General features: G+C 67.4%; 21 protein-coding genes, 1 pseudogene and 1 riboswitch. Of the genes and pseudogenes, 13 read left to right on the top strand and 9 right to left on the bottom strand.

From position 1 onward, the window contains the following. Positions 1 to 66 precede the first annotated feature (66 nt). Positions 67 to 1167 carry an NADH:flavin oxidoreductase/NADH oxidase gene (locus N8888_RS01025; protein WP_080375304.1) on the top strand — a complete coding sequence of 367 codons (1101 nt, stop codon included), beginning with the start codon at positions 67 to 69 and terminating at the stop codon, positions 1165 to 1167. Between the two features lie 3 nt (positions 1168 to 1170). Here N8888_RS01025 and N8888_RS01030 read toward each other — a convergent pair whose 3' ends face one another. Next, positions 1171 to 2082, bottom strand: a complete 912-nt coding sequence (locus N8888_RS01030; protein ID WP_253119919.1) for a LysR family transcriptional regulator — start codon at positions 2080 to 2082, stop codon at positions 1171 to 1173. Positions 2083 to 2195: 113 nt separating this feature from the next. Here N8888_RS01030 and purU point away from each other — a divergent pair, with 113 nt between their 5' ends. Next, positions 2196 to 3047, top strand: coding sequence for a formyltetrahydrofolate deformylase (gene purU / locus N8888_RS01035; RefSeq protein WP_053518573.1), 852 nt, complete (start codon positions 2196 to 2198; stop codon positions 3045 to 3047). A 22-nt stretch (positions 3048 to 3069) separates the two neighbouring features. On the opposite strand, the gene pncA is transcribed toward purU, so the two are convergent. The 3 genes from pncA to metE all read right to left on the bottom strand — a co-directional run bounded on the left by pncA (position 3070) and on the right by metE (position 6784). After that, entirely contained in the window at positions 3070 to 3696 is a 627-nt protein-coding gene (gene pncA / locus N8888_RS01040; protein WP_263176865.1) for a bifunctional nicotinamidase/pyrazinamidase, read from the bottom strand. Positions 3697 to 3751: 55 nt separating this feature from the next. Continuing rightward, positions 3752 to 4423 (bottom strand): epoxyqueuosine reductase QueH, encoded by a 672-nt coding sequence (locus N8888_RS01045; RefSeq protein WP_263176867.1) that lies wholly within the window; start codon positions 4421 to 4423, stop codon positions 3752 to 3754. 63 nt (positions 4424 to 4486) lie between these two features. Further along, positions 4487 to 6784, bottom strand: coding sequence for a 5-methyltetrahydropteroyltriglutamate--homocysteine S-methyltransferase (gene metE, locus N8888_RS01050; protein WP_263176869.1), 2298 nt, complete (start codon positions 6782 to 6784; stop codon positions 4487 to 4489). 219 nt (positions 6785 to 7003) lie between these two features. Further along, positions 7004 to 7233, bottom strand: a riboswitch (cobalamin riboswitch). A gap of 141 nt (positions 7234 to 7374) precedes the next feature. On the opposite strand from metE, the gene N8888_RS01055 reads away from it, so the two are divergent. Further along, positions 7375 to 9222: a patatin-like phospholipase family protein gene (locus N8888_RS01055; RefSeq protein ID WP_263176870.1), complete on the top strand. Its 1848-nt coding sequence runs from the start codon at positions 7375 to 7377 to the stop codon at positions 9220 to 9222. 271 nt (positions 9223 to 9493) lie between these two features. Here the strand turns inward: N8888_RS01055 and N8888_RS01060 are convergent, their stop codons facing one another. Then, positions 9494 to 10861: a helix-turn-helix domain-containing protein gene (locus N8888_RS01060; protein WP_053520141.1), complete on the bottom strand. Its 1368-nt coding sequence runs from the start codon at positions 10859 to 10861 to the stop codon at positions 9494 to 9496. Positions 10862 to 10973: 112 nt separating this feature from the next. On the opposite strand from N8888_RS01060, the gene N8888_RS01065 reads away from it, so the two are divergent. Genes N8888_RS01065 through mmsB form a run of 5 tightly spaced genes read left to right on the top strand, consistent with a single transcriptional unit; the run spans position 10974 to position 16513 of the window. After that, positions 10974 to 12479: a CoA-acylating methylmalonate-semialdehyde dehydrogenase gene (locus N8888_RS01065; protein WP_053520140.1), complete on the top strand. Its 1506-nt coding sequence runs from the start codon at positions 10974 to 10976 to the stop codon at positions 12477 to 12479. A gap of 14 nt (positions 12480 to 12493) precedes the next feature. Next, positions 12494 to 13660: an acyl-CoA dehydrogenase family protein gene (locus N8888_RS01070; RefSeq protein ID WP_065174194.1), complete on the top strand. Its 1167-nt coding sequence runs from the start codon at positions 12494 to 12496 to the stop codon at positions 13658 to 13660. Then, positions 13657 to 14454, top strand: coding sequence for an enoyl-CoA hydratase (locus N8888_RS01075; protein ID WP_053520138.1), 798 nt, complete (start codon positions 13657 to 13659; stop codon positions 14452 to 14454). The genes N8888_RS01070 and N8888_RS01075 overlap by 4 nt, the downstream gene beginning before the upstream one ends. Beyond that, positions 14451 to 15626, top strand: a complete 1176-nt coding sequence (locus N8888_RS01080) for an enoyl-CoA hydratase/isomerase family protein (RefSeq protein ID WP_263176871.1) — start codon at positions 14451 to 14453, stop codon at positions 15624 to 15626. Before N8888_RS01075 ends, N8888_RS01080 begins: the two co-directional genes overlap by 4 nt. Then, positions 15623 to 16513 (top strand): 3-hydroxyisobutyrate dehydrogenase, encoded by an 891-nt coding sequence (gene mmsB, locus N8888_RS01085; protein WP_065174196.1) that lies wholly within the window; start codon positions 15623 to 15625, stop codon positions 16511 to 16513. The genes N8888_RS01080 and mmsB overlap by 4 nt, the downstream gene beginning before the upstream one ends. A gap of 201 nt (positions 16514 to 16714) precedes the next feature. Here mmsB and N8888_RS01090 read toward each other — a convergent pair whose 3' ends face one another. Beyond that, the gene (locus tag N8888_RS01090; protein WP_049464150.1) at positions 16715 to 17140 is read right to left on the bottom strand and encodes an organic hydroperoxide resistance protein; all 426 of its coding nucleotides are present in this window, start codon (positions 17138 to 17140) and stop codon (positions 16715 to 16717) included. A 110-nt stretch (positions 17141 to 17250) separates the two neighbouring features. Then, positions 17251 to 18231, bottom strand: a complete 981-nt coding sequence (locus N8888_RS01095; RefSeq protein WP_197571411.1) for a cation diffusion facilitator family transporter — start codon at positions 18229 to 18231, stop codon at positions 17251 to 17253. Positions 18232 to 18250: 19 nt separating this feature from the next. On the opposite strand from N8888_RS01095, the pseudogene N8888_RS01100 reads away from it, so the two are divergent. Continuing rightward, positions 18251 to 18649, top strand: a pseudogene (locus tag N8888_RS01100) (SulP family inorganic anion transporter); the annotation flags it as partial. A gap of 126 nt (positions 18650 to 18775) precedes the next feature. On the opposite strand, the gene N8888_RS01105 reads toward N8888_RS01100, so the two are convergent. Both N8888_RS01105 and N8888_RS01110 read right to left on the bottom strand, forming a co-directional pair. Continuing rightward, positions 18776 to 19225, bottom strand: coding sequence for a hypothetical protein (locus N8888_RS01105; RefSeq protein ID WP_111186501.1), 450 nt, complete (start codon positions 19223 to 19225; stop codon positions 18776 to 18778). A gap of 203 nt (positions 19226 to 19428) precedes the next feature. Continuing rightward, positions 19429 to 19671, bottom strand: coding sequence for a hypothetical protein (locus tag N8888_RS01110; protein ID WP_107231488.1), 243 nt, complete (start codon positions 19669 to 19671; stop codon positions 19429 to 19431). A gap of 192 nt (positions 19672 to 19863) precedes the next feature. Here N8888_RS01110 and dusA point away from each other — a divergent pair, with 192 nt between their 5' ends. The 4 genes from dusA to N8888_RS01130 all read left to right on the top strand — a co-directional run bounded on the left by dusA (position 19864) and on the right by N8888_RS01130 (position 23689). Next, positions 19864 to 20895 carry a tRNA dihydrouridine(20/20a) synthase DusA gene (dusA, locus tag N8888_RS01115; RefSeq protein WP_263176877.1) on the top strand — a complete coding sequence of 344 codons (1032 nt, stop codon included), beginning with the start codon at positions 19864 to 19866 and terminating at the stop codon, positions 20893 to 20895. A gap of 212 nt (positions 20896 to 21107) precedes the next feature. Continuing rightward, the gene (locus N8888_RS01120) at positions 21108 to 21482 is read left to right on the top strand and encodes a hypothetical protein (RefSeq protein ID WP_053520383.1); all 375 of its coding nucleotides are present in this window, start codon (positions 21108 to 21110) and stop codon (positions 21480 to 21482) included. A gap of 73 nt (positions 21483 to 21555) precedes the next feature. Beyond that, positions 21556 to 22239 carry a response regulator transcription factor gene (locus tag N8888_RS01125; protein WP_053520384.1) on the top strand — a complete coding sequence of 228 codons (684 nt, stop codon included), beginning with the start codon at positions 21556 to 21558 and terminating at the stop codon, positions 22237 to 22239. A gap of 25 nt (positions 22240 to 22264) precedes the next feature. Beyond that, a complete protein-coding gene (locus tag N8888_RS01130; protein WP_065174201.1) occupies positions 22265 to 23689 on the top strand; it encodes an ATP-binding protein in 1425 nt (474 codons plus the stop codon). Positions 23690 to 23752: the final 63 nt, after the last annotated feature.

The raw sequence follows: 23752 nt of genomic DNA on the forward strand, positions 1-23752 counted from the left end.
ATGGTTGATTCGCCGCCCTTGCAGCGGTGCAATACGCACCCCCCTCTGCCCGTCCCTGCACCCCTCGTGAGCCAGCTGTTCTCGCCGATCACCTTCGGCCGCCTGACCCTGTCCAACCGCATCGTCATCGCGCCGATGTGCCAGTATTCCGCCGAAGACGGGCGCGCCAGCGATTGGCATGCCATGCATCTGGGCAACCTGGCGCAATCCGGTGCCGGCCTGCTGATCCTGGAAGCGACGGCGGTTGAGCCGCGTGGACGCATCAGCTGGGCCGACCTCGGCCTGTGGGATGACGGTACCGAAGCTGCGCTGGCACACGTGCTGGCCAGCGTGCGGCGCTGGTCGCCGATGCCGCTGGGCATCCAGCTGGGCCATGCCGGCCGCAAGGCCTCGGTACAGCGTCCCTGGGACGGCGGTGGCCAGCTGCCGGCCGATGATGCACGTGGCTGGACCACGGTGGCGCCGTCAGCGCTGCCGTTCCATGCTGCCGATCCCGCGCCGCAGGAACTGGATGAGGCGGGCATCGCGGGAATCGTTGCTGCCTTCGCCGCCAGCGCGGTGCGCGCCGAACGCCTGGGCTTCGAACTGATCGAAGTGCATGCCGCGCACGGCTATCTGCTGCACCAGTTCCTGTCACCGCTGAGCAACCGGCGCACCGATGGCTACGGGGGTTCGCTGCCCAATCGCCTGCGCCTGCTGGTAGAGGTATTCGATGCCGTGCGCGCGGCAGTGTCCGACAAGGTGGCCGTCGGCGTGCGCATCTCCGCCAGCGACTGGGTCGACGGTGGCTGGGATCTGCTGCAGAGCGAAGCGCTGTCCCAGGTGCTGGACGCGCGTGGCTGCGATTTCCTGCACGTGTCCAGCGGCGGCCTGGATGAGCGCCAGAAGATCAGCGTCGGGCCGGGCTACCAGGTGCCGTTCGCGGCCGCGATCAAGGCCAAGGTGCGCATGCCGGTCATCGCGGTGGGGATGATCACCGAACCGGAGCAGGCCGAATCGATCCTGCGTCATCGCCACGCCGATGCCATCGCCCTGGCCCGCGGCATCCTCTACGACCCGCGCTGGCCCTGGCACGCGGCAGCCGCGCTGGGCGACAGCGTGGTGCCGGCCGCGCAGTACCTGCGCTGCGAGCCGCGTGAGGCACGCGGCGTGTTCACCCCGCGCTGAAGGTCATGCCCGCCAGGCGGGCGGCAGGCCGGCCTGCAGGTGATCGAACAGCGCACGGATCCTGGCGGTGAAGTCGCGGCGGTCGCTGACGCAGAAATAGACCTCCATCGGTTCCGGGCGCCATGCGCTGTCCGCGCCGAACACCGCCTGCAACCGGCCATCGCGCAGAAAGGGATCGGCCACGAAGGCCGCCAGCCGGGTGATGCCGGCACCGGCCGCGGCCAGTTCGGCCAGCGCGTCGATGTCATCGCACACCATGCCGGGCGGCAGCGGCGCATCCGCGCGCTGGTCGCCCTTGCGCAGGCCCCAGCGCAGAGGCCGCCCATCGGTGGGGAAACGATGCAGCACACCCCGATGCCCGCGCAGTTCGGACGGCTCCTGTGGGCAGCCATGCGCCTGCAGGTAGGCAGGCGAGGCGCAGAAGACGAAGGGAATGCGTGCCAGCGGCCGCGCCACGACGCCGTCCTCCAGCTGCGCACCGATGCGGATGCTGGCATCGACCGCCTCCGGACCATGCTGCACGGCCCGGTCGGACAGCCGCAGTTCCAGCTGCAGCTGCGGATAGCGTTGCTGCAGTGAAGGCAGCAGGGGCGCCAGCACGTGGCGGCCGAACGCGCGGCTGCTGGCGATGCGCAATGGCCCGGCCGGCTCGATGTCACCGCTGGTGACCAGGGCCTGCGCCCGCGCCAGATCGGTTTCGATGTGGCGCACCTGCGCCAGGTACAGCGCACCGGCCTCGCTCAGCGCCAGCTGGCGCGTGCTGCGGTTCAGCAGGCGCACGCCCAGGTGTGCCTCCAGGCGATGGATGTTCTGGCCGACGGCGGTGGCGCTGATGCCAAGGCTGCGGGCCGCAGCGGCAATACTGCCGGTGTCTGCGGTGCGGGTGAAGCTGCGGATCAGCTGCAACAGGTTCATGACCCGCCAGCGTGCCACGAAAGCCCGCCACGATCACTTGGAACTGTCCGAAGTGGTTCGTTGCATCGGTGACAATGGATCACGCGGGCGGGGTGCTGCCCTACACTTGCAGGATGCGACCCGATTCCATCCTCACCCTGTCCTGCCCCGACCGTACCGGCATCGTCTACCGCGTGTCGGGCCTGTTGTTCGATCATGGCTGCAACATCCTCGACGCCCAGCAGTTCGGCGACGAGGAAAGCGGCCGGTTCTTCCTGCGCGTGCATTTCGACCGCGACGCCAGCCTGCCCCTGGACACGGTACATGCGTCCATGGCGGCACTGGCCCGCGAGTTCGGCATGGACTGGCAGCTGCAGGACGGTCGGCGTCGTGCGCGCCTGCTGGTGCTGGTCAGCAAGCAGGGCCACTGCCTGAATGACCTGCTGTTCCGCGCGCACAGCGGGCAACTGAAAGTGGATATCGCGGCAGTGGTGTCCAACCATGCCGATTTCGCACCGCTGGCTGCGTCCTACGGCGTGCCGTTCCACCATCTGCCGGTGAACGCGGATACGCGTGCGGTGCAGGAGCAGCAGATCATCGATCTGGTCGAACACGAGCGTATCGACCTGGTGGTGCTGGCGCGCTACATGCAGATTCTTTCACCCACCCTGTGCCGCGCGCTGGCCGGCCGGGCGATCAACATCCATCACAGCTTCCTGCCCAGCTTCAAGGGCGCGCAGCCCTATCACCAGGCGCACGCGCGCGGGGTAAAGATCATCGGCGCCACCGCGCACTATGTCACCGAGGATCTGGACGAAGGTCCGATCATCGAACAGGACGTGGCCCGGGTCGATCATGCGATGACGCCGCGCGACCTGGTACGCCTGGGCAGCGATACCGAATCGCAGGTGCTGGCGCGTGCCGTGCGCCGCCATGTGGAGCACCGCATCCTGCTCAACGGGCACCGCACGGTGGTGTTCCGCTGATACCTGCCCGGCCGGACGTGCGTCAGAGGATCCCGATCCCCGCAGTGCCCAGTGCTTCGCGCACCATCCCGTCGTTGGCCTCGGTCACCGGCCGGGTCAGGTCCCAGAGGAATTTCACCCTGAAGCCGGACGTGGCTGCGTCCTGCGCGCTCCACAGCACGCAGTAGTCGCGGGCCAGGCCACAGACGTGCACCTCGTCGATGCCGCGCTCATGCAGCCAGCCGGCCAGGCCAGTGGCGGGGCGTCCGCCATCGGGGCCGTGGTTCTCGCGGAAGGCGCTGTAGGAATCCACCTGCTGGCGGGTGCCCTTGCGCAGGATCAGGTCGGCCATGTTCCAGTCCACCTGCGGATGCAGGGCGGCACCGGAGCTGCCCTGCACGCAGTGGTCCGGCCACAGGGTCTGCGGTTGCGCATGCAGCAGGATCGTTTCGAACGGACGATGGCCGGGGTGCTGGCTGGCGAACGAAGCATGGTCCGCGGGATGCCAGTCCTGGGTGGCCACTACGGTGCGGTAGCGGCGCTGCGCCAGCAGCTGCGCGATCGGCGCGACCAGCGCATCGCCGCGGTCACAGGCCAGCGCGCCACCGGGCATGAAGTCCGGCTGCAGATCGATCACCAGCAGGGCGACAGTGGCGGGCAGGGTGAGCATGGACGTTCCAGCGCGGCGGAAGAGGCGACCAGCGTGGCCGCCCCCTCGCCACACGTCAATCGCCCTGCGGCGTTTCGTTGTCCTGGTCGTAATACAGCAGCCCGATCCGGATCCGCTCGCGGCCGGTCTCCCGGCGGTGCCGGTTGGCATCGCGCAGCGAGTACACGCAGCCACAGTACTCCTGCTGGTAGAACCGCTCGCGCTTGCTGATCTCGATCATGCGGCTGGCACCACCGCCCTTGCGCCAGTTGTAATCCCAGTACTGCAGGCCCTCGTAGCGCGCCGCGGCGCGGATGCCGCAGTCATTGATCTGCGCCATGTTCTTCCAGCGCGAGATGCCCAGCGACGAGCTGATGGTGTCGTAGCCGTGCTCATGCGCGTACAGCGCCGTGCGCTCGAAGCGCATGTCGAAGCACATCGTGCAGCGGATGCCGCGCTCGGGTTCGTTCTCCATGCCGCGCGCGCGGCTGAACCAGTTGTCGGTGTCGTAGTCGCAGTCGATGAAGGGGACGCCATGCTGCTCGGCGAAGCGGATGTTCTCCTGCTTGCGGAGCTCGTATTCCTTCACCGGATGGATGTTGGGGTTGTAGAAGAAGATCGCGTAGTCGATCCCGGAGGCGGTGATCGCCTCCATCACTTCGCCGGAGCAGGGCGCACAGCACGAATGCAGCAGCAGGCGCTTGCCGTCGGCGGGCAGGGACAGGGTGGGGCGTTGGAGCTCGGTCATCATCAGGTACCGCACGGACCGCCGGCAACGGCGGCGGCCCGTGCATCGGGGTGGAGAGACAGGTCAGGCGACGCGGGCGTCGGCGTGCTCGGCACGCAGTTCCACTGCGGCGGCAACCAGTGCCTGCAGTGCAGCGCGGGTTTCCGGCCAGCCACGGGTCTTCAGCCCGCAGTCCGGGTTGACCCACAGCTGCTCCGGCTTCAGCACGGCCAGCGCCTTGCGCAGCAGGTCCACCATCTCCGCCTTGTCCGGCACGCGGGGGGAGTGGATGTCATACACGCCCGGGCCGATCTCGTTGGGATAGTTGAACTTCACGAAGGCATCCAGCAGTTCCATGCGCGAGCGTGAGGTCTCGATCGAGATCACGTCCGCGTCCATCGCTGCGACCGAGTGGATGATGTCGTTGAACTCCGAATAGCACATGTGGGTGTGGATCTGGGTGGCATCGCGCACGCCGCTGGTACTGATGCGGAACGATTCCACCGCCCAGTCCAGGTAGGCGCGCCAGTGGGCGCGGCGCAACGGCAACCCCTCGCGGATGGCCGGCTCGTCCACCTGGATCACGCCGATGCCGGCTGCTTCCAGGTCCTGCACTTCGTCCCGCAGGGCCAGCGCGATCTGCCGGCAGGTCACATCGCGTTCCTGGTCGTCGCGCACGAACGACCACTGCAGTACCGTCACCGGACCGGTCAGCATGCCCTTCATCGGCTTGTCGGTGAGCGATTGCGCGTAACTGGACCAGCGCACCGTCATCGGCTGCGGGCGGCTGACGTCGCCGAAGATCACCGGCGGTTTGACGCAGCGCGAGCCATAGCTCTGCACCCAGCCGTTGCCGGTGAAGGCGAAGCCTTCCAGCTGCTCGCCGAAGTACTCGACCATGTCGTTGCGCTCGAACTCGCCGTGGACCAGCACGTCCAGGCCCAGCGCTTCCTGCACGCGTACCGCATGCGCGGTCTGCTGTTCCAGGAAGGCCTCGTACTCGGCCAGGCCCAGCTTGCCGGACTTGTGCCGGGCGCGTGCCTCGCGCACCTCCAGCGTCTGCGGGAAGGAACCGATCGTGGTGGTGGGCAGCAGCGGCAGCTGCAGCGCCGCATGCTGTGCGATGCGGCGCTGCGGGTAGGCGGTGTGCCGCTGCGCATCGGCCACGGTCAGCGCGGCTAGGCGTGCGGCCACGGCCGGGTTGTGCACGCGTGGCGAGCGACGACGCCCCTCCAGTGCAGCGCGGTTGGCAGCCAGGCCTGCTTCCGCATCCGCCCTGCCATCGAGCGCGTCGGCCAGCAGGCGCAGTTCCTGAAGCTTCTGCCGGGAGAACGCCAGCCAGCCCTTCAGTTCGTCATCAAGCTTCTTTTCCAGCGCAAGATCCACGGGCGTGTGCAGCAGGGAACAGGACGGTGCCAGCCAGAGCCGGTCGGCGCCGCGGTCCACCTGGGCAAACCGGGCCAGGATCAGTGCGTTGTCCAGATGGGTGCGCCAGATGTTGCGGCCGTTGACCAGGCCGGCCGACAGCACGCGCTCGGCCGGCAGCGCCTTCAACACGGCGTCCAGCTGCTCCGGCGCGCGCACCAGGTCCACGTGCAGTCCGTCCACCGGCAGGCCGGTGGCCAACGCCAGGTTGTCCTCGAGCGCACCGAAATAGGTCGCGACCAGCAGTTTCGGACGCCGTGCCGTGGCCAACCGGGCATAGGCGCGCTCATAGGCTGCCTGCGCATCGGCGTCGAGATCCTGCACCAGCAGCGGCTCATCCAGCTGCACCCAATCCGCACCGGCGTCGGCCAGCTGGCCGAGCAGCTGCACATAGGCCGGCAGCAGGGCATCCAGCAGGTCCAGTGCGGCGCTGCCGTCGGTGGTCTTGGACAGCAGCAGGAAGCTCACCGGCCCCAGCAGCACCGGACGGGTGTGGATGCCCAGCGCCCTGGCCTCGTTGAACTCGGCCAGCGGCTTGTCACCGCGCAGGGCGAAGGCCTGGCCCGCGTGCAGTTCCGGCACCAGATAGTGATAGTTGGTGTCGAACCACTTGGTCATCTCCAGCGCGCGCAGGTCGATGCCATCGCGCTGCAGGCCACGGGCCGTGGCGAAGTAGGCGGCCAGTGGATCGTGCGCGGCCAGTTCGCGGTAGCGTTCGGGAATGGCATCGAACAGCCATGCGGTGTCGAGCACCTGGTCGTACAGGCTGAAGTCGTTGCTCGGCGGTACATCGACGCCGGCCTCGATCTGCAGCTGCCAGTGCCGGGCACGCAGCGCCGCGGCGGTGGCCTGCAGGGTGGCGGCGTCGTCCTCGCCGGCCCAGTGGCGTTCGAGCGCCCGCTTCAGTTCGCGCTTGGCGCCGATGCGGGGAAAGCCCAGGTTGGTAACAGTGGTCATTGCAGCGTGTCCTCATTGCATGTCGGCATTGAGGAACGAAGGAACCGCAGGACGACGCGTGCCGTTGCCGGCCCACGGGCGTCTTGCCAGCGACCTTCGCCCCCGCGGGCGAACCGGATGCCGTGAAAAGGACGCACGTGGCCGCGCACCCTGCAGGCGCAGGACGACGACGGCCCCGGCAACCTCCCCGCGGAGATTCCAGGTCGAGTCAGGGGACGGTCGTGTCCCCCGGCCGGGGCCGGTATTCGGGCTGTTGGACGCGGGCCGCAGCCCACCTACTACCTGCCGCTTCCCAGGCGCGAGCCCAGTGCTGTTGGCAGGATTCGTTTCCATTCACCGCTGCGGGGCAGCTCCGGAATGGGCGCGCGAAGCGCCTTCACCGGATTCCCGTTTAAATTCATCCCTTCATTCGCATGAAGAGATGAATACCTTCGGCGTGCACAAGGTAGGCCGGTTGGCAGCAATGGTCAAGGCCCGGCATCACACCACCGGGATGTGGCACCTTTCTCAGGCAGTGAGAGGCCGGCTTGCGATACTGGCAACCGACGGACGGGAGGTGACGTGTGGCGGCGAAGTACTGCGATCTGGTCATGAAAGGTGGCATCACCAGCGGCATCGTGTACCCCAATGCGGTACTGGCGCTGGCGCGCGAGTATCGCTTCAAGAGCATCGGTGGCACCTCGGCAGGCGCCATCGCCGCCGCGGTGGCGGCGGCGGCGGCCTATGGTGATCGCCGCCAGCAGGCGGGCGAGTCGCTGCCCGGCGATGCCGGGTACGGTGGATTGTCGGCGGTGTCGGCGCAGCTGTCGCGGCGCGGGTTCATCTACGGTCTGTTCCAGCCGGCGCGCGGCGCGCGTGCAGCCTATCGGCTGCTGGTGGTGCTGACCGGCAATGCAGGCTGGCCCCGCAAGCTGCTGTGCCTGGCCATCGCCGTGTTCCAGATCGCGCCGCTGGAAGTGCTGGTGTCGCTGGCATTGCTGCTCGCGCTGGGCGCGTGGGGCGGCGGCTGGAGTGGAGTGGCGGCAACATTGCTGCCGTCCCTGCTGTGCGCCTACGGCGCTGGCGTGGCCGGGGCCGCGCTGCGGGTCGCGCGGGTGGCACGACGCAATCTGCTGGGCCTGTGCAGCGGCCTCGGCAGCGACGCGCGCCGGCCGGCGTTGACGGAATGGCTGCACGGCTGCCTGCAGCAGCTGTCAGGCAAGCCGGCCGATGTGCCGCTTACCTTTGCCGACCTGCACGATGCGCCGCGCTATGCCGACGAGCCGGACAGCCCGCATGCCATCACCCTGCAGATGATCACCACCTGCGTATCGCACAACGAACCCCGCACGCTGCCGCTGGGCGGCGCGCAGTTCTGGTTCCTGCGCGAAGAGTTCGACCAGCTGTTCCCGGCCAGCGTGGTGCAGTGGCTGGTCAACCATGCGGGTCCGCCGCTGGACGTGGATGGACGACTCTATTACCGCCTGCCGCAGGGGCCGCAGCTGCCGGTACTGGTGGCAACGCGGATGAGCCTGAGTTTCCCGTTGCTGATCAGCGCAGTGCCGCTGCATGAGCCCTCGCGCCGCGAGCGCCGCTGCGACCCTGGGGCGACCGCTTCCGATCCGGAACACAACGTGGCCGACAGCATGGAGGGGCTGACCAGTGCCGGCCAGGCCTGCGGCCCGGTGATCACCGCCTTCCGGATCTGCTGGTTCTCCGATGGGGGCATCAGCAGCAACTTCCCGATCCATCTGTTCGACGCGGCGCTGCCGCGCTGGCCGACCTTCGCCATCAACCTGGTCTATCCGCAGCATGCGGAGGAGGTCAGCTCCGGCGGCAATGCACGGCAGGCGCTGGAGCGATCGGTGTTCCTGCCCAGCGAGAACCGCCATGGCTGGCAACGCACCTACCAGTCCATCGCCGCGCCGGTGGCGGCCGGCGAGCTCGGCCGTTTCCTGTTCGCGGTGGTGGCAACCATGCAGAACTGGCGCGACCTGCTGCAGGCGCGTGCGCCGGGCTATCGCGACCGCATCGTGCACGTGACCCTGCAGGGAGACGAGGGCGGCATGAACCTGGACATGCCGCAGGAGGTGCTGACCCGCATCGCCGACAAGGGCAGCCTGGCCGGTGCGCGCTTCTGCGCGTTCTCCTTCGAGAATCACTACTGGATCCGCTGGCGCAACCTGGCCTCGGCCTACCAGCGTTACACGCTGGAAGTGGCGCGTACCGACGATCCCGCGCAGCAGGTGCTGGCCTATCGGGCGGCGTACACGATGGTGGCTGCCGGCGTGCCGTCGCCGCCGTCGTACAAGCTGGGCTCGGAGGACAAGCGGCTGGCGTCACAGCAGTTGTGGGGGCTGATGGTGGAGCAGGGCCGCAGCTGGGAGGATCTCGGCCCGGACCTCACCGACGGCGCACCACGGCCGCTGCCGCAGATGAAGGTGACCCCGATCTACTGACCGCTGCCGCAGCCGATTGAACTGTTCCGGCGGGTGCCGACCTTGTCTGGTGGGTGCCGACCTTGGTCGGCACGATCTGATCCCTGCGGTGGCTCATCGCCAGGGTTCGTGTCGACCAAGGTCGACACCCACCAGGGCAATGCGTCGTTCTGACAGCTTGCGAAGATCTGTTGCAACCGGACCCGCCCCGCCATCCCACGGAATGCAAGCTTTTGCCGTTGCTGTTGCTTCGGCCTGTGCAGGTGCAGGGCGCAGCCCTGCCGAACCAGCCCTATCGCCCCGGCAGCTGCGCGAACGCGCGCTGCATGCAGTCCTCGCGCGGGCACACCCGGCAACCCGGGCCGATCGACACCGAATTGCCCGGGCTCTGCACATCCAGCCCCAGCGAATACACCAGCCGCTCGGCATGCTGCAGGTCGCAGCCCAGCGCTACTGCGAAGGTCTTGCGTGGTTGGCCGTGACCAACCGGGCCGCTGCTGACCTGCCGGGCCAGCCAGAAGTGGCGCCGCCCATCGGGCATGCGCGCGGTCTGGGTCAGGATGCGGCCGGGCTGGTTGAACGCCTCGTAGACGATCCACAGCGGGCATGAGCCACCCACCTGCGAGAAGTGGAAGTCGGTGGCCGAGTGACGCTTGGAGACGTTGCCGGCGCGGTCCACACGGATGAAGAAGAACGGCAGGCCGGGCGCGCTGCGGCGGGCCAGCGTGCTCAGCCGGTGGCAGACTGCTTCGAAGCCGACACCGAACTGGTGCGCCAGCAGCTCGATGTCGTAGCTGCTGGCTTCGGCCGCACGCAGGAAGCGCAGGTAGGGCATTACCAGGGCCCCGGCGAAATAGTTCGACAGGCCGATGCGCGCCTGCGCGATGCGCGCCTCGTCGCTGAATCCGGCGCGGGCAATCACCGCATCGATCTGCGGCAGGTAGCCGTGCAGTGCCAGTTCGGCGGCCATCTGGAAGGCCTGCTGGCCCGGCTCCAGGTAGTCCGGCAGCCACAGCCGGCGGGCACCGGCATCGTAGTGGCGCTTCTCGCGCCCGGCCTGCAAGGCAGTCACTTCCACCAGCACGCCGTGGCGATCGGCCAGCAACTGGCGCAGGCGCGGGGCGACGTGCCCCGGCGACAGTCCCCATTCGGCGAACAACCGCTCGGCCAGCTCATCCAGCTCCGGGATGTGGTTGTGCATGCGGTTGAAGAACTCGCGCACCTGGTCGCCCGCCGGCAGGGTGCTGCCGGCACCGGGTTCGCCCAGCTGGAACTCCAGTGCGGCGGCATGTTCCCGCAACGCAAGGTGGCGGCGATGCAGGTCCAGCAGCGCCCGGCTCACCTGCGGCAGGTTGCCGGCCAGTGCCCGCAGCTCGGTGGCACTGACGTCGGCCAGCCCCAGGTCCCGCAGGGTTTCGGCCAATGATTCCTGCAATGCCGCGGGTTCATCCTCGTCGAACAGGGCGGAAACGTCGCCCAACACCTCCCCCAGCTTCTTCTGCACGGCGGGCGTCAACGGGCGCTTGTTGCGCTCGATCTGGTTCAGGTAGCTGGCAGACAGGCCCAGGGCGCGGGCCAGGTCGATCTGGCTGTAGCCGCGCTGCTCGCGCAGGCGCAGCAGGCGCAGGCCCAGCTGGCGCTGTGAGGATGGTAGATTCACAGAATTAACAGGAATCGTGAGGGGTGTTGGCCAGATTAAGCGGATTCAGGCCGGAAATCGAGGCGGCGGCTGTGAATAATGCCAAGCATCTTTCGCACCCCTGGATGTCGTCATGACTGTTGCAGCGCCCCGTATCCGCATGCTGATCGATGGCCAGTTCGTCGAATCGGCGACCTCCCACTGGCAGGACGTGATCAACCCGGCCACCCAGGACGTGCTGGCCCAGGTCCCGTTCGCCACCACCGCTGAAGTGGACGCTGCCGTGGCCGCCGCCAAGGAAGCGTTCAAGACCTGGCGCAAGACCCCGATCGGCACCCGTGCGCGCATCTTCCTGAAGTACCAGCAGCTGATCCGCGAGAACATGAGCGAGCTGGCGCACATCCTCACTGCCGAACAGGGCAAGACCCTGCCGGATGCCGAAGGCGATGTGTTCCGCGGCCTGGAAGTGGTCGAGCACGCCGCCGCCATCGGCAACCTGCAGCTGGGCGAGCTGGCCAACAACGTGGCCAACGGCGTGGATACCTACACGATCATGCAGCCGCTGGGCGTGTGCGCCGGCATCACCCCGTTCAACTTCCCGGCGATGATTCCGCTGTGGATGTTCCCGATGGCCATCGCCACCGGCAACACCTTCATTCTCAAGCCGTCCGAGCAGGACCCGATGGTCACCATGCGCCTGGTTGAACTGGCGCTGGAAGCCGGCATTCCGAAGGGCGTGCTGAATGTGGTCCACGGTGGCGAGGAAGTGGTCAACGCGATCTGCGACCACCCGGACATCAAGGCGGTCTCCTTCGTGGGTTCCACCCGCGTGGGTACCCACGTGTACAACCGTGCGTCGCTGGCCGGCAAGCGCGTGCAGTGCATGATGGGCGCCAAGAACCACGCCGTGGTGCTGCCGGATGCCAACAAGGAGCAGACCCTCAATGCGATGGTCGGTGCCGCCTTCGGTGCCGCCGGCCAGCGCTGCATGGCGGCCTCTACGCTGGTGCTGGTGGGTGAAGCGCGCGGCTGGGTGCAGGATCTGGTGGCCAAGGCCAAGACCCTGAAGGTCAGCGGTGGCACCGTGTCCGGTACCGATGTCGGCCCGGTGATTTCCTGCAGCGCGCGCGAGCGCGTGGAAGGCCTGATCGCCTCGGGCGTGGAGCAGGGCGCGCAGCTGGTGCTCGATGGCCGCAATCCGCAGGTCGATGGCTTCGAGAAGGGCAACTTCGTCGGCCCGACCATCTTTGCCGGTGTCACCACCGACATGCGCATCTACCAGGAAGAAATCTTCGGGCCGGTGCTGGTGATCCTGGAAGCGGAAACGCTGGAAGACGCCATCGCGATGGTCAACAGCAACCCGAACGGCAACGGCACCGCACTGTTCACCCAGTCCGGCGCCGCCGCGCGCAGGTTCCAGGAAGACATCGACGTCGGCCAGGTCGGCATCAACGTGCCGATCCCGGTGCCGGTGCCGCTGTTCTCCTTCACTGGTTCGCGCGCCTCCAAGCTGGGTGACCTGGGCCCGTACGGCAAGCAGGTGGTGCTGTTCTACACCCAGACCAAGACCGTCACCGCGCGCTGGTTCGATGACGAGACGCTGAGCCACGGCGTCAACACCACGATCAGCCTGAAGTAACGGCAGGAGCAGCCATGAGCCACTCGATGACGACGGAACTGGAAGAAGCGCAGCAGGCCTACCGCGAGGCCGCCCGCGACTTCGCACTGGCCGAACTGGCGCCGCACGCCGCGCGATGGGATGCGGAGGGCATCTTTCCGCGCGAGGCGATCGCCAAGGCCGGTGAACTGGGCTTCTGCGGTCTGTACATGGACCCGGAAGTGGGCGGCAGCGGCCTGAGCCGGCTGGACGCCGCCGTCGTCATCGAGGAGCTCGCCAGCGTCGATCCCTCGACCGCGGCCTACATCAGTATCCACAACATGGCCTCGTGGATGGTGTCCAAGTGGGGTCAGCCGGCACTGCGCGACGCGTGGGGCAACGATCTGGCGGCGGGCATCAAGCTGGCCTCGTACTGCCTGACCGAACCGGGCGCCGGTTCCGATGCCGCCTCGCTGAAAACCACCGCCGTGCGCGATGGCGACCACTTCGTGCTGAACGGCGCCAAGGCCTTCATCTCCGGCGCCGGCGCCACCGAACTGCTGGTGGTGATGGCGCGCACCGGCGGTGCCGGTGCCGGCGGCGTCAGCGCCATCGCGGTGCCGTCGGACCTGCCGGGCATCAGCTTCGGCCGCAAGGAAGAGAAGATGGGCTGGAACAGCCAGCCCACCCGTGGCATCACCTTCGAGAACGTCCGCGTGCCGGTCAGCCACCTTCTGGGAGAGGAAGGCGGTGGCTTCAAGCTGGCGATGAAGGGACTCGATGGCGGCCGCATCAACATCGCCGCCTGTTCGCTGGGTGCCGCGCAGGGCGCGCTGGATGCCGCACGCCGCTACATGGGCGAGCGTCGCCAGTTCGGCAAGGCGCTGGCCGAGTTCCAGGCACTGCAGTTCAAGCTGGCCGACATGGTCACCCAGCTGGTGGCCGCCCGGCAGATGGTGCATACCGCCGCGCGCAAGCTCGATGCCGGCGCCAGCGACGCCAACGTGTGGTGCGCAATGGCCAAGCGCTTCGCCACCGATGCCGGTTTCACTGTCTGCAACGAAGCGCTGCAGATCCACGGCGGCTACGGCTACATCCGCGAATACCCGATCGAACGCCTGCTGCGTGACTGCCGCGTGCACCAGATCCTGGAAGGCACCAACGAGATCATGCGGGTGATCGTTGCCCGTCACCTGCTCAACACCGAAGAGGAACTGCGATGAAGGATTGGCGTACCCAGGAGCACGTGGGCCTGAAGGTCGAGGCCGATGGCCACACCGCCGTGGTCACCCTGCACAACCCGCCGGCGCATACCTGGACCGTGCACAGCCTGTCCGCGCTGCGCGACCTGGTGGCTGCGCTCAATGCGGACCGCGACATCTACGCGCTGGTGATCACCGGTGATGGCGAGAAGTTCTTCTCCGCCGGCGCGGATCTGAACCAGTTCGCCTCCGGCGACAAGGCCGCCGCGCGCGAGGCCGCACGCCGCTTCGGCGAAGCCTTCGAGGCGCTGTCCGGCTTCCGCGGCGTGTCGATCGCCGCAATCAACGGCTATGCGATGGGCGGCGGGCTGGAATGCGCGCTGGCCTGCGACCTGCGCATCATCGAAGACCATGCCCAGGTCGCGCTGCCGGAGGCCACCGTCGGCCTGCTGCCGTGCGCCGGTGGTACCCAGAACCTGCCTCGGCTGGTGGGCGAGGGCTGGGCCAAGCGCATGATCCTGCTGGGCGAGCGCATCAATGCCGAGACCGCGCTGCGCATCGGCCTGGCCGAGGAGAAGGTCGGCAAGGGCGAGTCCAAGGCGCTGGCGCTGGAATGGGCGAAGAAGGCCGGCAAGCAGAGCCCGACCAGCATCGCGGCCTGCAAGACGCTGGTGCAGTCCACCCGCACCGGCACCCATGCCTCGGCGCTGGTGGCCGAACGCGAGGCCTTCGTCGATCTGTTCGATACCGCCGACCAGGTCGAGGGCGTGAACGCCTTCCTGGAAAAGCGCGCCGCGCAGTGGAAGAACGCATGACCACCGACACCGTTGCCGACGAAGCGCCGGTCCTGTTCGAAGAGCGCGTGGCCGGTAATGGCGCGCGCATCGGCATCGCCACGCTGAACGCGCCGCGCACGCTCAATGGCTTCTCGCTGCCGATGGCGCACCTGCTGCTGAAGCAGCTCAATGCCTGGGCCGACGACGACGGCATCGCGATGGTGGTGCTGCAGGGCGCCGGTGAAAAGGCGTTCTGCGCCGGCGGTGACCTGCACAGCCTGTACCAGAGCATGCGTGCATTCCGCGAGGCCGGCCGCAGCGATATCCGCGACAACGACTACGCGGCCGAGTTCTTCGACGTCGAGTACCGCGTGGATTACCTCATCCACACCTATGCCAAGCCGATCCTGTGCTGGGGCCATGGCATCGTCATGGGAGGGGGCATCGGCCTGATGTCCGGTGCCAGCCACCGCGTGGTCAGCGAGCGCTCCAAGCTCGCGTTCCCGGAGATCACCGTCGGTCTGTTCCCGGACGTGGGTGGCAGCTGGCTGCTGCCGCGCGTGCCGGGCAAGGGTGGCCTGTTCCTGGCCTTGACCGGTGCACTGCTCAACCCGGGCGATGCGATCTATGCCGGCCTGGCCGACGTGCACGTGGCCGAAGCGCGCCGCAGCGATGTGTTCGATGCACTGCTGCAGGTGGCCTGGTCACGCGACGCCGCGAGCAACCACGAGCGCCTGGGCCACCTGCTGCAATCGTATGCCAGCGATGCCGCGACCGGTCCGCTGCTGGCCAACGCGGCGAAGGTCGACGCACTGTGCGATGGCGATGACCTCGATGCCATCGTCGAAGGCATCGCCCACCTGCAGACCGAGGATGCCTGGCTGCAGGCCGCCCAGAAGACCCTCGCGGCCGGCGCGCCCGGTTCGGCGCGGCTGGCGTTCGAGCTGCAGCGCCGCAGTGCGGGCCAGGATCTGGCTGCAGTCTACCGCCTGGAATACATCGTCGCCCTGCACTGCGCTGCCCACGGCGATTTCGCCGAAGGCATCCGTGCGCTGCTGATCGACAAGGACCGCACGCCGTCGTGGAACCCCGGCACGCTGGCCGAAGCCAGCGCCCTGTGGGCAGATACGTTCTTCGCTTCGCCCTGGGCCGATGCCGCGCATCCGCTGGCCGACCTGGGTACCCCTGCCGCTGAAAGGAGCCTGGCATGAGCCGCATTGCATTCATTGGGTTGGGCAACATGGGTGGCCCGATGGCCGCCAATCTGGTCAAGAACGGCCACACCGTGCGCGTGTTCGATCTGGTGCCGGCCGCCGTGCAGGCCGCCGTCGACGCCGGTGCCGGTGCCGCGTCGTCAGCACGTGACACCCTGGCCGACGCCGAGGTGGTGATCTCGATGCTGCCGGCCAGTCGCCACGTCGAAGGCCTGTACCTCGGCGATGACGGCATTCTCGCCGCGATTCCGGCCGGCGCGCTGGTCATCGATTGCAGCACGATCGCTCCGGCCAGCGCCCGCAAGGTGTCCGAAGCGGCGGCCGCACGCGGCCTGCAGATGATCGATGCGCCGGTTTCCGGCGGCACGGCCGGTGCCCAGGCCGGCACCCTCACCTTCATCGTCGGTGGTGAGGAGGATGCACTGGAGCGTGCGCGCCCGGTGCTGCAGGCGATGGGCAGGAACATCTTCCACGTTGGCGCCAGTGGTGCCGGCCAGGTGGCCAAGCTGTGCAACAACATGGCGCTGGGCGTGATCATGGCCGTCACCGGCGAGGCCATCGCACTGGGCGTGGCGCACGGTCTGGACCCGAAGGTGCTGTCGCAGATGATGGCGGTGAGCACCGGCCGCAGCTGGGCCACCGAAGTGTGCAATCCGTGGCCGGGCGTGCTGGAGAATGCGCCGGCCTCGCGTGGCTACAGCGGCGGCTTCGGGAGCGACCTGATGCTCAAGGACATGGGCCTGGCAGTGGAAGCGGCGATGAGTGTCGGCGCCTCGATCCCGCTGGGTGAAGTGGCCCGCAACCTGTATTCGATGAATCATCAGGCCGGGCGCGGCAAGCTGGATTTCTCCAGCGTCGTACAGCTCATCACCAGCGAGAAGTAAGCGAATGCGTCCCTGGCCGCGTGCCGGGGCCCACCCGGGGTGGGATGGGCGGATGCCTGGTTTCGACCGGCATCCGCCCATTTTTTCTGCGCTTGGAGCCCCGGGGTCAGATCCCTTTCGCAACGCGAAAGGGATCTGACCCCATTTAGCCGCTGGGGTCAGAGCCCTTTGCCGTTGCAAAGGGATCCGACCCCGCCTCCATCAGGCGACGATCAGCGTCACGTCGATGTTGCCGCGGGTAGCATTCGAGTACGGGCACACGATATGCGCCTTCTGCACAAGCGCTTCAACCTGCTCGCGCGGCACGCCCGGCACGTTGATGGTCAGCTCGGCCTCGATGCCGAAGCCGGTCGGGATCTGGCCGATGCCCACCTTGCCGGTCACGGTGGTGTCGGCCGGCAGCGCGACCTTGGCCTGGCCGGCCACGAACTTCAGCGCGCCCAGGAAGCAGGCCGAGTAGCCGGCGGCGAACAGCTGCTCCGGGTTGGTGCCCGGGCCGCCCGCGCCGCCCAGCTCGCGCGGGGTCGACAGCTGGATGTCGAGCACGTTGTCGGAGGAGACGGAACGGCCTTCGCGGCCGCCGGTGGAGGTCGCCTGGGCGGTGTACAGAACCTTTTCGATGGACATCGGGATGCTCCTGGTCAGTGGGTGGTAGTGCGTTGGAGCCTACTTTGCCCGCTTTCCAAGGACGATGGGTGACAGACCGTCTGAGAAATTTGACCGATCGTCCTGCCTGTCTAGATCGTCCATTCCCGATCGGTGGTGAACATGATCGTCAGCCACCGGTCCGGCGAGGCTTCGCCCAGTGCATCGCCGATCTCGTCACGCAGTTGGTCCCACTCCCGCAGGGGCCGCGGCGGATCATCGGCCGGGACCACGAAGAACAGCTCGATCTGCTCGCCACGTCCCACCTGCGCCACATAGCTGCGGTGTTCGACGAAGCCATGCCTGGCGACGATCGCGCGCGCCACTGCGTCCACGTGGGCCTGCAGCTCCGGCGGAGTCACCAGCAGGATGCCGGCCAATGCCCGCCGCACCGTGCCCAGCGGCGCGATCATCACCAGTACGCAGACGAAGGCGAGGATGGCCGGGTCGATGTACGGCCCGATCCAGTCCCACGCGGTGCCACGCACCAGCGCGCCGCCCAGGAAGGCGACCAGATAACAGGCCGACATGCTGGCCGCGATCATCCAGTTCTTCGCGTCCAGCGCGATGAACTCCGACCCGATGCGGCGGTTGGCGCGCAGCACGAACACGCCCAGCGCTGCCTCGGCCAGCAGGGACAGCGCGGCGAAGATCATCGCCGGCCCCAGCGCGATGTGGCGGCCGCCGGACATCAGCGCGTCCACGGCATTGACCAGTGCATACAGCGCCGCACCGATCATCAGCGTGCCGCTCACGCCCAGCACGATCGGTTCCAGGTGCCAGAAGCCCATTGTGAAGCGCTGGTTGAGGCGCGACTGCAGCGCATCGGTATTGGTCGACAGCGCGATCAGGCGCGCGACCAGCAGCGACAGCCAGGTCATCACCACATCGATCAGCCCGTAGATGCCATCGAAGATGATGAGCGAGGAATTGGCCAGCAGGCCGAACACCACCGCAGTCAGCGCCAGCAGCAGTGCGCCGGCGATCGACAGGCGCAGCACCCCCTGTTCGGTGGTGGGGTCGAAGAAGTGGGGGCGATCGGTAGCCATGACCCGATTGTAGAGCGGAGCCATGCTCCGCTGCGTCTGCGCTGTCGAGGACATCACCGAGACGCCCAGCGAGCGCAACCGCGAATGCGTCGGCCAGGGCGTGGCCAACACGGTCACCGGCTTCCTCGGCGGCATGGCCGGCTGCGCGATGATCGGCCAGTCGATCATCAACGTGAGCTCCGGCGGCCGCGGTCGCCTGTCATGCCTGGTGGCCGGCGTCGTGTTGCTGGCGATGGTGGTGTACGGCAGCGAGCTGGGCGCGGCCTTTGACTACCAGCACGTAGCACCGAAGGTGCAGATTGACCTGCGCGATGCCCATCTGTGGGATCTGACCGCCGTGGCCGCGCTGGAGCGCGCGCAGGAAAAACTGGCCGCGCATGGCGCCGATGTAACGGTGGTGGGGCTCAATGCCGCCAGCCGGACGTTGATCGAGCAGGTGGGTGGGCGCGGCGGCGGGCACCGAGTTCGCACTCATCAATCGCCGCCACCTGTGCTGGGACATGGGTCCATAGGCGCTTCGGCAGGGGGCACCCGGGTGACCGCAGCGGCGGTCACCCGCGTTGTTGCATCAGTGCCTGCGGCCCATGCACCTGACTTCCACCCGCATGTCGGCGTCCATCACTTCGCTGGTGCAGATCATCTGGTTGTCGCCCGGCCCGATGTTGGGGCGCACGCCCAGATCGAAGAGGTAGCGACTGAAGTCCATGTAGGCGTCACTGGTGATGCCACCGGGGAACTCGTACACCACCGGATTGCCGTCCTTGGCAACGTCTGCTTTCGTCTCTGGAACCGGGTTGCCGTGAACGTCGCGGCCGGTGCCGGGAATAGGCGCCCAGCTTTTCATCTCGATGTCGTACGAGGCCTTGATGCTGGAGCCATCGGCGAAGTTCAGGGTGGTCACCGGGCGGCCCGCAGTCAGCGAGATGTTCTTTCCGCTGACCAAATTGACGAACGTCATGTGCGCCGCATACCCGCGGGCGAGCCAGGAGGCATTCAACTGTTCGATCGCGTTGTTCATCCTGGCCGGGCTTTGCAATGCATCGTATACGGTTGCCGGAACCGGCCGGTCTGCGGCGGGAGCGCGGCCGCCTGCATCTGAGCGTATGAACACCCTTCGCACGGGATATCTTGTATCTGCTTCACCTGCGCGTGCGCTCCCTGCGCACAGAGCAACAACGCCACCGCAGTGGCGTATCGGAACAGCCTCCTCGAATTCGATTCCTAGATGGATGGATTGGGTAGGAAATGAATGACGATCCTGGCTACTGCCGCAATGACCAGCGCAATCGACACGGCGCGGGTGAAGCGATGAATCTCGCGCCGTTGGAAGGGTATCCATACCGTGAGCAGGATGGTTGTGAGACCAAAAACCAGAACCGGGGTGCCGGAGGTCGTCATCGCCATGCACAGGCTGATGAAGGCGAACAGCTCCAGGACCAGTTCGATATAGGTGCGTTGCTGCATTACATGTTCCGTTTGCTTGGGACATCCATGCCGCACATCGTCATGCGGCGCTCAAACGATATCACTTCTCATTCGTATTTGGTGGCGTGGCGGGCGCGTGCCACACCAGCAATGGGGCACCGGCGCTTCGCACATCGCCTGACGCCCCGGCGCCATTCAGCCACCCGGTGTAAACTATTGATCTCACTGGCAATGCCGGTCTCCACGATCAACGCCCCGATGACGTCCGCCACCGCCCGTTACGCCGAATCCCTGCGCCTGTCCGTCGCCCCGATGATGGACTGGACGGACCGCCATTGCCGCGTGTTCCATCGCGTGCTGGCTCCCGGGGCGCGGCTGTACACGGAGATGGTGCACGCCAACGCGGTCATCCATGGTGACCGCGAGCGCCTGCTCGGCTTCGACCGCAGCGAACAGCCGCTGGCCCTGCAGCTGGGTGGCAGCGATCCGGCCCTGCTGGCGCAGGCCGCGCGCATCGCCGCGGACTGGGGCTACGACGAGGTCAACCTCAACTGCGGCTGCCCGTCCGATCGCGTGCAGGCGGGCCGCTTCGGTGCCTGCCTGATGCGCGAGCCGGTGCTGGTGGCCGAATGCGTGGCCGCGATGGTCCATGCGGTCGACATCCCGGTGACCGTGAAGTGCCGTCTGGGCGTGGATGAGGACAACGAGTACGAGGCGTTCGCCAGCTTCGTCGATCGCCAGGTCGCTGCCGGTGCAGCGATGGTGGTGGTGCACGCGCGCAATGCCTGGCTGAAGGGCCTGTCGCCCAAGGAGAACCGTGACGTTCCGCCGCTGAAGTACGACTGGGCCTACCGCCTGAAGCAGGAGCGGCCCGCGCTGCCGGTGGTGCTCAATGGCGGCCTGGCCAGCATCGAAGCCGTGCAGGCCCAGGCCGGCCATGTCGATGGCGTGATGCTGGGCCGGGCCGCGTACCACGATCCCTATCTGCTGCATCAGCTGGAAGCGCTGCACACCGGTACGCCGCTGCGGTCGCGCGCGGATCTGCTGCGCGCGCTGCGCCCGTATGTCGAGGCCCGTCTGGGCGAGGGCATGGCCCTGAAGCACATCACCCGTCACCTGCTCGGCCTGTTCCATGGGCAGCCCGGTGGGCGCGCGTTCCGCCAGGTATTGAGCGAGGGTGCGCACCGTCCAGGCGCCGACTGGACATTGGTCGAACAGGCCCTTGCCGTCACCGAGCGCGACGCTGACCGTGCCGCTGCGTGACGTCCGTCACATTCCTGACTTGACAACGCCGGCCGATTCGTCCCGAATGTTCACTTAGATGAACAAACCTGCGGTTCGCCCGGAAAAGTTCAGATCGGATTCACTGCCCCAAACCAAGAATTTGCAAAGGAATTGTAAAGACCGGGTCCCGCACCCGGTTCCCGGATTTACGACTTTTGAACGAATCGCCGTGCTCGGCTAGGATCGCATCGATGTCTTCCGCTCCCCTCCATTGCCGCATTGCCCTGGCCACCTGCGTGGTGCTGGCGGCTGCGCCGCTGTCGTCGGCAATGGCACAGCAGCCCCCGCGTGCGGAACACGGCCGGGCGGAGATGATGGAGCGGAGCGAGCGGGGCGGCCGTGGCGACGAGCGTTCGCTGTCCGATGCCGTGCGCCGCGTGCAGCGCACCACCGGTGGCCACATCCTGGGCGCCGAACGGGTGCCGTTCGATGGTCGTGACATCAACCGGGTCAAGTACATGGATGACCGGGGCCGGGTCCGCTACATGGACGACCCCGCCCCGTCGCGTTCACAGCCGCGCACGCCGCGGTCGGATATGTCTTCACTACGCGGCGATAACCCCTGAACAGGGATAGTTGTCGCTATCAACCCGTACCCCACTGGCCTCCGGGCCACACCCAGGACACTAGGGAGAGTTCATGCGTATCCTTCTGGTCGAAGACGAAGCCCCGCTGCGTGAGACCCTGGCAGCCCGGCTCAAGCGCGAAGGCTTTGCCGTCGATGCTGCGCAGGACGGCGAGGAAGGCCTCTACATGGGGCGCGAAGTCCCGTTCGACGTCGGCATCATCGACCTCGGCCTGCCCAAGATGTCGGGCATGGAGCTGATCAAGGCGCTGCGTGACGAGGGCAAGAAGTTCCCGGTGCTGATCCTGACCGCGCGGTCGAGCTGGCAGGACAAGGTCGAGGGCCTGAAGCAGGGCGCCGACGATTACCTGGTCAAGCCGTTCCACGTCGAAGAGCTGCTGGCCCGCGTCAACGCGCTGCTGCGCCGCGCCGCCGGCTGGAGCAAGCCGACCCTGGAATGCGGCCCGGTCGCCCTGGATCTCGCCGCGCAGACGGTCAGCGTTTCCGGCAGCAATGTCGACCTGACCAGCTACGAGTACAAGGTGCTGGAGTACCTGATGATGCATGCCGGTGAACTGGTCTCCAAGGCCGACCTCACCGAGCACATCTACCAGCAGGACTTCGACCGCGACTCGAACGTGCTGGAAGTGTTCATCGGCCGCCTGCGCAAGAAGCTGGACCCGGACGGCGAGCTGAAGCCGATCGAGACCGTGCGCGGCCGCGGCTACCGTTTCGCGATCCCGCGCAACGAGGGCTGAGCCGGCTCACCCTGGCGATTGCACGATGTCCGGCCGTCTGTGGTTCTTCCGACGCTGGCGGCCGCGCTCCCTGCAGGCGCGCCAGCTGTTCGCCGCGTCCGTGGGCCTGGTCGCGTTCCTGGCCCTGGCCGGTTACGCGCTCGACGCCGCCTTCGCCGATACGGCGAAGGCCAACCTGCGTGAGCGCCTGAAGAACTACGCCACTGCCTATGCGGCGGGCATCGACTTCACCCGCGATCGTTCGCTGTACATCCGCGAGCAGCCACCGGACCCGCGCTTCGACGTGCCCGGCAGCGGTCTCTACCTGCAGGTGGTGATGCCGGACGGCAAGGGCAATTCGATGTCGGCCGAAGGCCCGATGCTGCCCACCGTCGGCGGCGGCCTGCTTGCGCCACGCCAGGAGGTATTCGAAGGCCCGCTGCCGATGATCCAGATCGACGGCAGCCAGGGTTCGGTGTACCGCTACGGCCTGGGCCTGGTGTGGGACGCCGATGCCGATCCCGCCACCGAGTTCCCGTACACCATCTACGTGATGGAAGACTCGCGCGCGCTCGGTGCGCAGCTGCGGGTGTTCCGCAGCCGTGTCTGGTTCTACCTGGGTGGCATCGGCCTGATCCTGCTGCTGCTGCAGACGGTCATCCTGCAGTGGAGCCTGCGTCCGCTGCGTCGCGTGATCACCGAGCTGACCAAGGTGCAGCGCGGCGAGACCGAGCGCATGAGCGAGCGCCACCCACGCGAGCTGGAGCCGCTGACCGACAGCATCAATGCCTTCATCGAAAGTGAGCGCGAGAACCTCGAACGCCAGCGCAACACGCTGGCGGATCTTGCGCACAGCCTGAAAACGCCGATCGCGGTGCTGCGCACGCAGATGGACAGCGGTGCCGGTGATGGCGCGCTGCGCGAAGAGCTGGACGTGCAGCTGCAACGCATGAACAACCTGGTGTCCTATCAGCTGGCGCGCGCTGCGTCGTCGGGCCACAAGCTGTTCTCCGCACCGTTGCCGATCGAGTCCAACGCCGAAGAGATCGTGCGGGGCCTGGAAAAGGTCTATGCCGCCAAGGGCGTGCTGTGCGAGTTCGACATCGATCCGGCCGCGCGCTTCCATGGCGAGCCGGGTGACCTGCAGGAACTGCTGGGCAATCTGCTGGAAAACGCCTTCAAGTGGGCCAAGCGCCGTGTCCTGCTGACCGCGCAGCCCCTGCCGGCACCGAATGCACGCCGCGCCGGCCTGCTGCTGGCCGTGGACGACGACGGCCCCGGTATCGCGCCGGACGATATCGGCAAGGTGCTGCAGCGTGGCGTACGTGGCGACGAACGCGTGCAGGGCCACGGCATCGGCCTGTCGATCGTGCAGGACCTGATCAAGGATTACCGCGGCGAACTGGCGGTCGGCCGTTCCAGCGAACTGGAAGGCGCCCGCTTCGAAGTGCGTCTGCCGCCGGGCCCGTAATCCACGCCGCCGGGCATGGCCCGGCGCTACCTACGGCCAAACGGTAGCGCCGGGCCACGCCCG

This window comes from Stenotrophomonas maltophilia, from assembly GCF_025642255.1.
In the GTDB taxonomy this organism is placed as follows: Bacteria; Pseudomonadota; Gammaproteobacteria; order Xanthomonadales; family Xanthomonadaceae; genus Stenotrophomonas; species Stenotrophomonas maltophilia_P.

What these genes read in the sequence shown, in the direction of transcription:
- N8888_RS01030 (WP_253119919.1), bottom strand. Translation starts at nt 2,082, where the DNA reads ATGAACCTGTTGCAGCTGATCCGCAGCTTCACCCGCACCGCAGACACC.
- purU (WP_053518573.1), top strand. Translation starts at nt 2,196, where the DNA reads ATGCGACCCGATTCCATCCTCACCCTGTCCTGCCCCGACCGTACCGGC.
- pncA (WP_263176865.1), bottom strand. Translation starts at nt 3,696, where the DNA reads ATGCTCACCCTGCCCGCCACTGTCGCCCTGCTGGTGATCGATCTGCAG.
- N8888_RS01045 (WP_263176867.1), bottom strand. Translation starts at nt 4,423, where the DNA reads ATGACCGAGCTCCAACGCCCCACCCTGTCCCTGCCCGCCGACGGCAAG.
- metE (WP_263176869.1), bottom strand. Translation starts at nt 6,784, where the DNA reads ATGACCACTGTTACCAACCTGGGCTTTCCCCGCATCGGCGCCAAGCGC.
- N8888_RS01055 (WP_263176870.1), top strand. Translation starts at nt 7,375, where the DNA reads ATGAAAGGTGGCATCACCAGCGGCATCGTGTACCCCAATGCGGTACTG.
- N8888_RS01065 (WP_053520140.1), top strand. Translation starts at nt 10,974, where the DNA reads ATGACTGTTGCAGCGCCCCGTATCCGCATGCTGATCGATGGCCAGTTC.
- N8888_RS01070 (WP_065174194.1), top strand. Translation starts at nt 12,494, where the DNA reads ATGAGCCACTCGATGACGACGGAACTGGAAGAAGCGCAGCAGGCCTAC.
- N8888_RS01075 (WP_053520138.1), top strand. Translation starts at nt 13,657, where the DNA reads ATGAAGGATTGGCGTACCCAGGAGCACGTGGGCCTGAAGGTCGAGGCC.
- N8888_RS01080 (WP_263176871.1), top strand. Translation starts at nt 14,451, where the DNA reads ATGACCACCGACACCGTTGCCGACGAAGCGCCGGTCCTGTTCGAAGAG.
- mmsB (WP_065174196.1), top strand. Translation starts at nt 15,623, where the DNA reads ATGAGCCGCATTGCATTCATTGGGTTGGGCAACATGGGTGGCCCGATG.
- N8888_RS01090 (WP_049464150.1), bottom strand. Translation starts at nt 17,140, where the DNA reads ATGTCCATCGAAAAGGTTCTGTACACCGCCCAGGCGACCTCCACCGGC.
- N8888_RS01095 (WP_197571411.1), bottom strand. Translation starts at nt 18,231, where the DNA reads ATGGCTCCGCTCTACAATCGGGTCATGGCTACCGATCGCCCCCACTTC.
- N8888_RS01105 (WP_111186501.1), bottom strand. Translation starts at nt 19,225, where the DNA reads ATGAACAACGCGATCGAACAGTTGAATGCCTCCTGGCTCGCCCGCGGG.
- N8888_RS01110 (WP_107231488.1), bottom strand. Translation starts at nt 19,671, where the DNA reads ATGCAGCAACGCACCTATATCGAACTGGTCCTGGAGCTGTTCGCCTTC.
- dusA (WP_263176877.1), top strand. Translation starts at nt 19,864, where the DNA reads ATGCCGGTCTCCACGATCAACGCCCCGATGACGTCCGCCACCGCCCGT.
- N8888_RS01120 (WP_053520383.1), top strand. Translation starts at nt 21,108, where the DNA reads ATGTCTTCCGCTCCCCTCCATTGCCGCATTGCCCTGGCCACCTGCGTG.
- N8888_RS01125 (WP_053520384.1), top strand. Translation starts at nt 21,556, where the DNA reads ATGCGTATCCTTCTGGTCGAAGACGAAGCCCCGCTGCGTGAGACCCTG.
- N8888_RS01130 (WP_065174201.1), top strand. Translation starts at nt 22,265, where the DNA reads ATGTCCGGCCGTCTGTGGTTCTTCCGACGCTGGCGGCCGCGCTCCCTG.